Source organism: Pseudomonas sp. MWU349 (assembly GCF_017947325.1).
In the GTDB taxonomy this organism is placed as follows: domain Bacteria; phylum Pseudomonadota; class Gammaproteobacteria; order Pseudomonadales; family Pseudomonadaceae; genus Aquipseudomonas; species Aquipseudomonas protegens.
The window spans coordinates 110,872-121,976 of record NZ_JAFEVP010000001.1; the positions used below are offsets into that span (position 1 = coordinate 110,872).

General features: G+C 61.4%; 8 protein-coding genes and 2 pseudogenes. 5 read left to right on the forward strand and 5 right to left on the reverse strand.

The window, feature by feature from the left end:
• Nucleotides 1–49 precede the first annotated feature (49 nt).
• Nucleotides 50–961: a universal stress protein gene (locus KCG88_RS00375; protein ID WP_011062349.1), complete on the forward strand. Its 912-nt coding sequence runs from the start codon at nucleotides 50–52 to the stop codon at nucleotides 959–961.
• Nucleotides 962–975: 14 nt separating this feature from the next.
• Here the strand turns inward: KCG88_RS00375 and KCG88_RS00380 are convergent.
• The 5 genes and pseudogenes from KCG88_RS00380 to KCG88_RS00400 all read right to left on the reverse strand — a co-directional run.
• Nucleotides 976–1,224 (reverse strand): annotated as a pseudogene (locus tag KCG88_RS00380) (helix-turn-helix domain-containing protein); the annotation flags it as partial.
• A complete protein-coding gene (locus tag KCG88_RS00385) occupies nucleotides 1,206–2,147 on the reverse strand; it encodes a T6SS immunity protein Tli4 family protein (RefSeq protein WP_246882526.1) in 942 nt (313 codons plus the stop codon). The pseudogene KCG88_RS00380 and the gene KCG88_RS00385, both read right to left, overlap by 19 nt.
• Before the next feature lie 123 nt (nucleotides 2,148–2,270).
• The gene (locus KCG88_RS00390) at nucleotides 2,271–3,551 is read right to left on the reverse strand and encodes a T6SS immunity protein Tli4 family protein (protein WP_210711479.1); all 1,281 of its coding nucleotides are present in this window, start codon (nucleotides 3,549–3,551) and stop codon (nucleotides 2,271–2,273) included.
• A gap of 239 nt (nucleotides 3,552–3,790) precedes the next feature.
• Nucleotides 3,791–5,104: pseudogene (tssI, locus tag KCG88_RS00395) on the reverse strand (type VI secretion system tip protein TssI/VgrG); the annotation flags it as partial.
• A 153-nt stretch (nucleotides 5,105–5,257) separates the two neighbouring features.
• Nucleotides 5,258–5,776, reverse strand: a complete 519-nt coding sequence (locus KCG88_RS00400) for an Hcp family type VI secretion system effector (protein ID WP_210711480.1) — start codon at nucleotides 5,774–5,776, stop codon at nucleotides 5,258–5,260.
• A gap of 439 nt (nucleotides 5,777–6,215) precedes the next feature.
• Between KCG88_RS00400 and KCG88_RS00405 the strand changes: the two genes are divergently transcribed.
• From KCG88_RS00405 to KCG88_RS00420, 4 genes are all read left to right on the forward strand, one after another.
• Nucleotides 6,216–6,599, forward strand: a complete 384-nt coding sequence (locus KCG88_RS00405; protein WP_047288012.1) for a DUF2946 family protein — start codon at nucleotides 6,216–6,218, stop codon at nucleotides 6,597–6,599.
• 117 nt (nucleotides 6,600–6,716) lie between these two features.
• Nucleotides 6,717–8,885, forward strand: coding sequence for a TonB-dependent receptor (locus tag KCG88_RS00410; protein ID WP_210711481.1), 2,169 nt, complete (start codon nucleotides 6,717–6,719; stop codon nucleotides 8,883–8,885).
• A gap of 53 nt (nucleotides 8,886–8,938) precedes the next feature.
• Nucleotides 8,939–10,417 carry a PepSY domain-containing protein gene (locus KCG88_RS00415; protein WP_210711482.1) on the forward strand — a complete coding sequence of 493 codons (1,479 nt, stop codon included), beginning with the start codon at nucleotides 8,939–8,941 and terminating at the stop codon, nucleotides 10,415–10,417.
• A 134-nt stretch (nucleotides 10,418–10,551) separates the two neighbouring features.
• Nucleotides 10,552–11,082 (forward strand): DUF3087 domain-containing protein, encoded by a 531-nt coding sequence (locus KCG88_RS00420; RefSeq protein ID WP_047288010.1) that lies wholly within the window; start codon nucleotides 10,552–10,554, stop codon nucleotides 11,080–11,082.
• The last annotated feature ends 23 nt before the right edge of the window (nucleotides 11,083–11,105 follow it).

Consider the following 11,105-nt stretch of genomic DNA (forward strand, 5'->3'; position numbering starts at 1 on the left):
GCGCGTCTGCCTCGACACTCAGGCCCATCATCGTCCAAGGAGGTCCACCATGAGCCAGTACCAGCGTCTGTTGCTGATCGCCGATCCCCAGCAGCATCAGTCTCCCGCGGCGCGCCGTGCCGTTGCCCTGGCCCGGGCCAGCGGCGCGGCGCTGCACGCCCTGGTGTTCGTCGAACCGCCGGCGCGCACCTACCTGTGGGAAGAACACCTGGAAGACAGCGAGCGCGAAGCCTACCTGCAGCGCCACGAGCGCTGGTTGCAGGTGGAAGCGCAGTGGATGGCCGAGGAGGGCGTGCAGGTCACCACCCAGGTGATCTGGAGCACCCAGGTGCTCAAGGACATGCTCGCCTACATCGACGAGTTCCGGCCCGACCTGCTGATCAAGGACGTGACCCTGGAGTCGGCCCTCAAGCGCGTGTTCGTCACCCCGCTGGATTGCCACCTGCTGCGCGAGGCGCCGGTGCCGGTGCACCTGGTCAACGACGCGCCGCACAAACTGCCCCGGCGGATTGTCGCCGCGGTGGACCCGGCCCAGTCCGACACCCAGATCCGCGGGCTCAATACGCAGATCATCCAGACCGCCCACGCCCTGGCCCTGCAATGCGACGCCCAGTTGCACCTGTTGTACGCCTACGACCTGATGCCAATGCTCGATGGCGTGGCGCCGGTGGCGTCCACCGCCTGGAGCGTCAACTGCCTGGACGAGCTGCGCGACTCCCTGCACAAGGAATTCGAACGCCTGGGGGATGAGCACAACGTGCCCCAGGAATTCCGCCACTTCATCATGGGCCCGCCGGTGCCGGGCATCGCCCAGTTCGTCGACGAATACCTGGTGGACGTGGTGGTGATGGGCACGGTGCACCGCACCGGCTTTGGCCGCTTGATCGGCAGCACCACCGAACGCGCCTTGTACTCGATGCCGGGGAGCATCCTGGCGGTGAAGGCGTCTGGCGCGGCCTGACACCCACGCCCGTTTCAGTCCGGATCGGCGCGCTTGCTGCCAGGCAGGTACGGCAGCAAGCGCTCGGTTTCCTTGCGCACCACCCCATAGCACTCGCAGCTGTGCTGTTCCAGCCGCGGCCGGTCAAGCCCATTGATCCGGCCGCGGCTGTATTCGATGATGCCCTGGCGCTGCAGTTTGCCCGCGGCTTCGGTCACGCCTTCGCGATGCCCCCTGAGCATGTTGGCGATCAGTTCCTGGGTCATCACCAGCTGGTTGCCCGGCTGGTGGTGCTTTCGCCGCCCGTTACCGGACGCAGGCGAATCGAATCGATGATGGCGTCCCACAGTTCCAGTGCGGCTTTATCGGACTTGAAAGCAGGAGCCGGGGGAGCGGCATCGTCATCGATGTCAGCTTCCTCCACGCTCAGTTCTACCTTGAGATGGGGTTCGTTGATCGACTTGTCCTTGCCCTGGGCTTCCCAGAGGAAGGTGTAGGTACGTTGCCCCTTTGCGCTGCCTGCCAGCAGGTACTCATCGGCGGGAATGGCACCTCCGCGCTCTCTTTTGCGCAGGGTCTCGATGCCTGCAACCATCTTCGCCGCGCCCATCAGAAAGCCACTTACTCGATCCAGTAACCGATCTCGTTCGGCTCCGGTGCTGGATCTGAATGCCAAAAAGGCTCTAGGGTGTTCCGGGAAGGTCACGCCAATTCCGAAGTTTTCACTTTGAAAGCTGTCACCCGCAATGTAAGCCCGGTCGATACAGAATCCTGGTTCGGTGGGGATTTCGTTGGGGGCACGAGAGCGTAAGTTACGGGCCAGAGAGTTAGATATCTCCATAGCTCGACGCTCTCTATCCTCTGATATCTTTCCTGTCCAGCGATAAGCACGCCATGTTGGCTTCGAGATAACATAGGTATCAAGCAGATATACCTTGGAGGCAACTTCAGTAGACCAAGACATTAGTCCTACTGAGCCTTCACCAAAATCTATTCGCCGAAGAAACATACTGCCTTTCGTATCATGTTGCTGAGCTCTTAATTTTTGTTCGCGTCGATCAATCTGACTAGCAAGGGCCTCAGGGGTATCGTCGAGCGCTTCGATGTTGTCGCCCCACAGGTAGTACCCAGCGTTGATCTCTGCCTGGGGCGGTAAATCAATCAAAAAACGTCCGTAGCAATGAGTAACCCATCCACTCTTGTCCATGGCCGGGCTCCGAGAGGAAAAAATCGATGTGCAGCTGATAACGCTACCCAGGGCGATGAGGCCCAGGAGGGTTATTAGGCAACGAGCGCGCTTCATAAGCCCCTCTTTGGTTTTTTAAGTCTCTTACAATTCATCCATCCAATTCGACGATATTTGAGAGTTAATCAGGAACTCCTCTAGAGCATAATCATCCACTACTGGGGTAGGGGCATAAGAAGAGATCATCGGGCTCGAAGGTTTATTAACAGGGTTACCTCCACTTGGAGGTGGTGCTAGCGCTTCAGGTCGAAAGCGCACACTCTCAATGATGGCATTCCAGATTTCAAAGAACTGCTCTTCATTTGGTCCATCGGACAAATCATCATGAACGGGAAAGCCACCGCCAGGAATTGGAGCGCTTGTGGTGGAGTATTCAGGTGTAGTCAGTCGAACACTTACTCGAGGTTGGGGGCTTGGCATAATTAGTCCGGGAAACTCCCATACTCCGCTTATAGACGTCTTATATCCGAATTTTGATTCACCTTCAGTTGCTCCTGATACCCCTTCCTCTCCCTTAAGATCACCAACCTGACGCTCAGCACGACGGAATTCGTGTTGCTTGTACTTATCCTTAGACTCAGGTGTGAATGCCATATAAGAAATTGCTTCGCCGAGCGAGCGTTTATCACGTTGTAATAGTGACTCGGTAGGCTGCCAGATTTTGCTGTGATGGACAATTAAGTTGAGATTCAGAGGCAGAGAAAACCGCCAGCTCACCTCTTCCTTTCCACTATATGAAACATCATAGTAATCATCGACAAAAGCACCGCTTAGGCACAGTCCGGGACGAGTTGGGAATTCGTCGTCGGCCCTTGCATGCAAGCGTGGAAATAACTCTGGAATAATATCTTTGCTGTTGTTTGATTGTGTGAGTTTAAATAAGGTCTCGTTGCGTAGAAGAAACCCTTCTGCCTGATGAAATAGCTTCTTTACAACCGTTTTGTCATCCTCGGCCAAGCCGTCTATGTTTTCAAATTCATAAGCAAAGACAACTCCTCCCCCGGGTATCGCAACGCGCTCGGAAGGCCGTAAATAAGGAGTTCCAAAATTATCTAACTTAAGGATTTGAACCTCCTTCCAACGCGACTCTATTAATTCGTTGTATTGCTGAGCGCTCACTCCAGTTGTTACAGATAGTGTTAAGTTTGCCAGCTGCGCACCACTTGCTTGTGCGGCCCATGTAGTACCCGCAGGCAGATCAATGAGCAGCCGGCCTACACATTGAGTATGCATGCTCTGGGTTAACTTGCTCACGGTATGAGTTTGATCTGGAGGGGCCGGGTTCAATTGCTCCAAAGTGTAAAAGCAGGCCCATGCCGTCAATGCAGTAAGAATAGTAAATAGTTGATTGCGCCGAGCAATCATTGAACTAGCTCCTTGGCGGGTGTTGCCCTATGCAGAAACGAAGATGTCGATTGTTTAAGGCGCTTACTGTCTTAAGAGTTTTGATGCTCGTATCCACTTTTTTACACAGCGAAAATGGCGTGTTTAAGTTTCTACTCACGGTCATCGATTCTGATCGCTAGGGCTGTAGAGGGCGTCATCTGTTACTGACGTGTTGGCTACAAGGCTATTAGGATCGCTGGTAGTTTCACCTCCCTTGGGTAGTCGACTATGACTTCCTGGCCAATGCGCGGGATCGCCATATGGCCCCAGTCCGCCCCGGCCCAATTCTGTGAGACCCGGACCCAGCAGGAGCTGAAGCCGTTGTGCTTGCCCTCGCGGTCCCAGGGGAACTGGATTTTTACCCGGCCATATTCATCGGTGTGGATTTCCTCGCCTTCCGGGCCTACCACTGTGGCTATCTGCGGCCCGTCAATGACCGGCTTGGGCAGCGGCATCGGCCGCCATTCGCAGTCCTCGGCAATGATCTGGGCGCTGAAGTCGTAACTCACGCCCATCTCGGCGCCAGCGGCCTCCTCCTGCTGGCTGGCGTGCTGTATCCCTTTGTGAATGATGCGCACCGAGCGCCACCAGCGGTTGAAGTCGCCCCGGGGGTGCCCGGTCAGTTGAAAGGAAAACCCCGGAATCAGCCGCGGATCATCCCCTTGCACCGTCGCCACCCGGGCATCGCGACGATGGCCCAATAGGCGGTTTTCGGTGAAGTTCTTGCCGACGGCGCTGCGCTTGTAGCGGCCTGGGTAGTCGTAGCGCTCATAGCGCTGAGCCTGATGCCCAAGGTCATCGCCAAGCCGTCGCTGCTGCTGGTCGAAGGCCGGGCGCTTGAAGCTGTAGTCGCGTTGCGTCTGCTCGGCGGTACGCACGTTTTCCGTGTAGCTGAAGGCGTACAGCACAGGTTGGGTGGCATCCCCGGCCGGTTGGGTGCTGTACAGCACCGGCCCGCCCTGGATGCGCTCCTGGACGTACAGCTTGTCACCCTGGACCAGGGTGTGGGCATTGGCATCGTGTTTGAAGAAATAGAACAGGCCTTCCTCGGTGGACAGGCGGTTAAACAGATAGAGGTCGGTGTCTGCGGCCTGGACGCAGTATTCACGAGGCGCATGTTCGGTGTGGATGTAGGGTTGGTAGTCAAGAACGCCGTGCTCGTCGAGCACCGACTTGAGGATCTCGGGCACCGTTTTGTGCTGAAAAATGCGCCAGTCGGAACTCAGCGCCAGCCGGGCCAGTTGCGGCTCCACCAGCAGGCGGTAACGGGTGCGGCGAAAGCCGCTTTTACCCTGGGTGAAGCTGCTGACCCATCCATGGACATGCCGCACCTGCAGGCCGCCTTGCCAGATCGTCAGCAAGGCCGGCTGGTCGAGGATCTGGCCGAAGTCGATCGCACCGTTGTCGCTGGCCAGCTCAAGCGTCAAGCGAAAAGGCTCGGACAAGGCTTCTTCCAGGGTGAACTCTACGACCTCGAACGCCACCTGCGCGGTCAGCACAGAAAAAGTGAACTTCAAATCCATTTGCCGCATGACACACATCCCCACCCTGTGAAGTACACACTGCACGCTCTTGTTTGATCCCCACCCTATCCGGCTGAGGACCTGGGCGCCTTCGCTCTACCGCCCAAGAGCGCCCCCATCGACCCGCCTGGCTGGCCGATGGGTTGCAACGTTTCGCTGGAGTTAGCCGGCGACCGGGGTACGCCAGTCATCGGAGCCCGAAGTATCGGACACTTCGTGGGTCCAGGTGATCTTGCGGTAGGTGAACTCGACGTCCTCCAGGTGGGTGAAATGTGCGTTCGACGGATCCTGGCAGTTGTGCATGTAGTCCTTGATGTCGACGATGATCGCGTCTTCCAGGGTGGTGGTGAAGTAATGCTCCTGGGTGTCGGCGGCGGAGGTGCGGAACCACTGGATTTCGATCTTGCTCAGGCGCTCACCGGAGGTCAGGGCGGCGAGCAGCAGCGGCGAAGCCTTGTCGAAAACCTTGGTGATCTTCACCGGCTTGTGTACCCGCTGGCCGGTGGGCTGACCGGACTGCGGATCGCGGGGAATGATCACTTCATGGCTGAAGCCCTGGACCATGACCTGATCTTCGTGCCCTTCCTGGTAGGTGTTGCCAACGGAGTCAGCGGTGAAGGCACCGGCGGTGATCAGACCTTGTTTGGTACCGGTGACGGACATGTACGCTGGGGTTGCCATTGTTGCTCTCCTTGCTGGGATATACGGAAAAACCGGGGCCTGAATGGCCGGCCGGGCTCCAGGGCTATCTCAAGAGTCATGCCAACTTTCCAATACTCCTTGCCAATCAATGACTTGATAGAAATTCAAGGTTCAACAGGCGGTTTCCAGCCTGATTTCCCACTGAAAGTGCGCAAGAAGTTGCGCAGTACTGTGCAACTTCTTGCGCACTCCTCTGTACAGTCCTGTCCGCACTGCTTACAGCCATGTGTCCACAGGTTTATCCACATTGGAGTGCGCAACTTCTTGCGCATCAAGGCAAAAAGCCATTAGGGGCAATGCAGGTCGCCGCAAGTCGGCTATAAATCTCGCCACAACCTCACCGCTGGCAGGCCCATGAGTGTCGTTTGCCCTGCATGGGTGATTTTCCGCCGCTTTTTTCGCTGTTAATCTTGCCGCCATGACCCATGCCTCCCTCCATCGCCCCCACATTGCCTGGACGCTGTATTTCTGCGTGCTGTTCAACGTGTTCGTCTGTGGCCTGGGCCACGGGCAGATGGCCGGGCTGGAGCTCAATGGCGTCGGCGGGCAGTTCTGTTCCGCCATGGGCAACCCGGGCCCGGCCCTGGACGGCGACTTCAGCGATCAGGCCGCCGCCGGTGGGCTGAGCACGTTCATGTGCCCATTGTGCTCGGCCGTGAGCCTGGGCATCGCGCTGCTGTTTTGCCTGGGCTGGATGCTGCGCCGCCAACGCCCGCCACGGCTGGGGGGCGAGCAGCGCAGCAAGGCGCCGCCGCGTTCTTGCTGGCCTGCGCTCAATCCCCGGGCACCTCCTCTGGGCTGACTCGCTCCGGCGACCGTCATTGGCGGTCGCGCTTTCTCGTCCTCCGGCACTAGCTGCACGGTCGCTCCGGCGACTGCTGCCGGACGCTGTTCGATGATTTTTTTCGAGTCCGAGTCCATGAAACACCTCAATCGCTCCCCCCACTGCGCGGCGCTGTGCTGTGCCCTGTCGTTCAATGCCCTGGCCGACTCCCCGCTGGAGTTGCCGCAGATGCGCATCAGCACCGACGAAGAACGCAAGGTCGGCCTGCAACTCGATACCCAGGGCAGCACCGGCTCGCGCCTGGGCCTGACGCCCCGGGAAACCCCGGCTTCGGTCAGTGTGGTCAACCGCCAGCAGATCGAGCAGCGCGGCGCCGCCAATACCCAGGACATCCTGGCCAGCGTGCCGGGGATGAACGCGGCCTCGTCCCCCGGGGTGCCGGGCTTCGTGTCCTATCGCGGCTTCTCCGGGGCGCAGATCACCCAGTTGTTCAATGGCATCAGCGTGCAGTACGACTCCATCGCCGCGCGCCCGGTGGATAGCTGGATCTACGACCGGGTCGAGGCCGTCGGCGGGCCGTCGAGCTTTCTCTACGGCGCCGGCGCGGTGGGCGGTTCGATCAACTACATCACCAAGCTGCCGTCGCGCACCGAGTCGTTCAACGAAGGGCGGGTCAGCTATGGCTCCTACGACAGCACTGAAACCTCCTTCGGCTTCAACCACGCGCTGAACGAGGGGGCCGGCCCGCGCCATTACGCGCGCCTGGACCTCAGCCACACCACCAGCAACGGTTATGTCGACCGTGAACAGCGCGACGCCTGGACCACGGCCTTCTCCCTGCTGACGGACTTCAACGACCAGCTGTCCCACACCCTGGCCTACGAGTACCAGGACGAGCGCGTCGACAGCCCCTACTGGGGCACCCCGGCGCTGAACCCGTTGGGGGGCAAGATGGAGGTGGACAAGAGCCGGCGCTTCGAGAATTACAACGTCCGCGATGGGCGTTACGAACAGCGGGTGCAGTGGTTGCGCTCGATCATCGACTATCAGGTCGATGACCGTACTTCGCTGCGCAACACCCTGTACCACTACAACGCCGACCGCGAATACCGCAACCTGGAGACCTACGCCTACAAGAGCGACAACAGCCAGGTGGTGCGTTCCGGCATCCTGCTCCAGCGCCACGCCCAGGAACTCAATGGCAACCGCTTCGAGCTGCTGCATCACAACACGCTGTTCGGCCTGGACAGCCAATGGTCGGCGGGCATCGACTACAGCCACAACGTGATGAGCAACTTCCCGCGCTCGGTGTCGGGCTCACTGCCCGGCGTTGATCCGGGCGATTTCGACCCGGGCAGCTTCTGGGACTTGCCCGGCATGCAGCGCGGCTTCGACAAGAACCGCCGCAACCAGGTGGACACCTGGGCCCTGTTCCTGGAAAACCGCCTGCAACTGAGCGAGCGCCTGTCCCTGCTCAGCGGCCTGCGCCACGACCAGATCGACCTGCAAGTGACCAACTACCGCGCCGTCACCGAGGCCAACCCGGCGTTCTTCCAGCGTAAATACCGCCCGACCACCGGGCGCCTGGGGCTGGTCTATGAGCTGACCCCGGCGGCCAACGTGTACGTGCAATACAGCACCGCCGCCGACCCGCCGGCGGGCATCCTGACCACCGCCAGTTATGGCCAGGTGCGCGACTTCGACCTGAGCACCGGCAACCAGTGGGAGGTCGGCAGCAAGTTCGATTTCCTCGACGGCCGCGGCTCGGCGACCCTGGCCGCCTACCGCATCGAGCGCAAGAACCTGTCCACCGCCGACCCGAGCAACCCCGGCAGCAGCCAGCCGGTGGGGCAGCAGTCTTCCCGGGGCGTGGAACTGGCGGCGTCGCTGCGGGTGACCCCTAAGTTGCTGGCCGAAGGCAACTTCGCCTACGTCGATGCCCAATACGACGAATTCTATGAAAACGTCGGCGGGCGCCCGGTATCGCGCAAGGGCAACAGGCCCACCAACACCCCGGACAAGGTCGGCAACCTGTGGCTGACCTATGACCTGGCGCCGTCCTGGCAGGTGGGCAGCGACGTCCGCTACGTGTCTTCGATGTACGCCAATGCGGCCAACAGCCGCTACGCGCCGGCCTACACGATCTTCGGGGCCTTTGTCGGCTATCAGGTGAACGCCGATACGCGGATCACCGGGCGGGTGCGCAACCTCACCGATCAGGTCTACGCCCGCACCACCGCGCCGAGCCAGCTGTACCTGGGGGCGCCGCGGACCTTCGAACTGGCGCTGCAAACGCGCTTTTAACCTGAGCCAGCGGGGCGCCCGGTGGCGCCCCGCGCATCTGCGAGTTGCCTGTGATGAAGCGTTACCTGTACCTCTGGCACCGTTGGCTGGGCATCGTTGCCTGCCTGTTCATGGCCCTGTGGTTTATCTCCGGGGTGGTGATGCTGTATGTCGGCTATCCCAAGCTGACCCCGGCCGAGCACCTGGCCCACCTGCCGGTGCTGCAACTGGAGCCTGCCCCAGCCGACCTGGGGCAGGTGCTGCACGCCGCCGATCCGCACCAGCCGCCCACGAGCATCCGCCTGACCACGGTGGCGGGGCTGCCGCGCTACATCCTTGAATACCCCGGGCCGCGCAAGGTGGCGGTCGACTACCAGAGCGGCCTGCCGGCGGCGGCCCCCGATAGGGTCGAAGCCCTGGCCGCGGCCCGCCAGTTCGCCCCCGAAGCGGTGGCGCGTGATCGTGGCGTCGTGCAGGAGGACATGTGGAGCCTGTCCCGGGCCCTGGATGCCGACCGGCCGCTGCACCGGGTGGCCATTGCCGATGCCGACCGGCGCTTGCTGTATATCTCCGGCACCACCGGCGAGGTGGTGCGCGACGCTACTGCCAGCGAACGCGCCTGGAACTGGATCGGCGCCTGGCTGCATTGGCTGTACCCGCTGCGGGGCATCGGCATCGATGGCGCCTGGGGGCCGATCGTCACCTACCTGTCCCTGGCCGCCACCCTGATGGCGGTGCTCGGCCTGGCGGTGGGCGTGCTGCGCTGGCGCTTCAAGCGCACCTACCGCAACGGCTCGCACTCGCCGTACCAGGGTTTTGCCCGCTGGCATCACCTGGGGGGCATGCTGTTCGGCGTGCTGCTGATCACCTGGATCTTCAGCGGCCTGATGTCGATGAACCCGTGGAAGCTCTTCAGCAGCGCCCAGCCCTTGTCGGTGGCGGCATACCAGGGTGGCCCCCTGGGCGCCTCGGCGTTCCCGCTGAATGCCGGGCAGGTCCTGCAGCGCTTTGCCGATGACGGCCTGCAGGCCCGGGAACTGGAGTGGCGGATGATCGCCGGCAAGGGGTATGTGATTGGCTATGACGGCGCCGGGCGTACGCGGATCTTCGACATGGCCGGGGATCGGGTCCAGCGCCGGTTCCACCCCGACACCTTGCAGCAGGCGGCCTGGGCCATCCGGCCAGGGCAACCGATGCTCGTCGAGCAACTTGCCGCCTACGACTTCTATTACTACGCCCGGGAACCGCAAAGCATGATGGGCCACCTGCAGCAGCGCCTGCCGATGCTGCGGGTGCGTTTCGACGACCCGGCGCAGACCTGGCTGCACCTGGACCTGCACACTGGCGCCATCGTCGGTCAATTGGACCAGCCGCGCCGCGCCTCGCGCTGGCTGTTCGCCCTGCTGCACAGTTGGGACTGGTTGCCGCTGCTGGCCAACCGGCCGTTGTGGGATCTGTGGATGATCGCCTTCAGCGCCGGAGGTTTGCTGGTCAGCGCCAGCGGGGTAGTGCTGGGCTGGCGGCGCCTGGGGCGGTCGTTGCCGCGGCGTTGACGCGGGCGCAGGGGAATACACCGACCTGGATCAGCCTAATGGGATATTTTTCCCGTTTAACCCACCGGCGGCCGGTCCAGCGGTGATAATGCGCGCCAGCCACTCACGTTCAGCCATTGGAGCCCGTCGCGCCCATGTTCGTCATCACCCCGCAGGACCCTGAGACTTACCGTCGGCAAACCCGGCGCAGCACCTTGATCATCGCGCTGGTGTTCATTGCCCTGGCCATGCTGTTTTCCAGCGCTGCGGTGGCGCTGTTCGGCCAGCCCGGCGGGGACAACCTGCTGTGGAACGCGGCAGGAGTGTTCACTGGCCTGCTGATCAGCGCGGCGTTGTTGCGCAGTGTGTTCTGGAACAAGCCGTGGATGGCGGCGGCGGTCTATGGCTGGCGCCTCAAGCGCAGCCTGATGCGGGTGACCAACGTCATGCACCAGGTCACCGCCGGGGTTGCGGCGGGGGATCCTGCGGCCCTCAAGCTACTGCGCTTCTATCACCTGGGGCTGATCCAGATGCACCAGCTGGACGCCAACTCCAGCGCCCACGGGCAGATGCACGGTGAGGTGGAGCGGCATCTGGCGCTGCTGGCCGAGCATGGCATCGACCCGCACCAGGAACGCCTTGAAGCGCAATGGCTGGAAGCGGTGAAGCGGCACAAGACCCCTTGACCGGCAGGCCCCGGCGTTGCCGG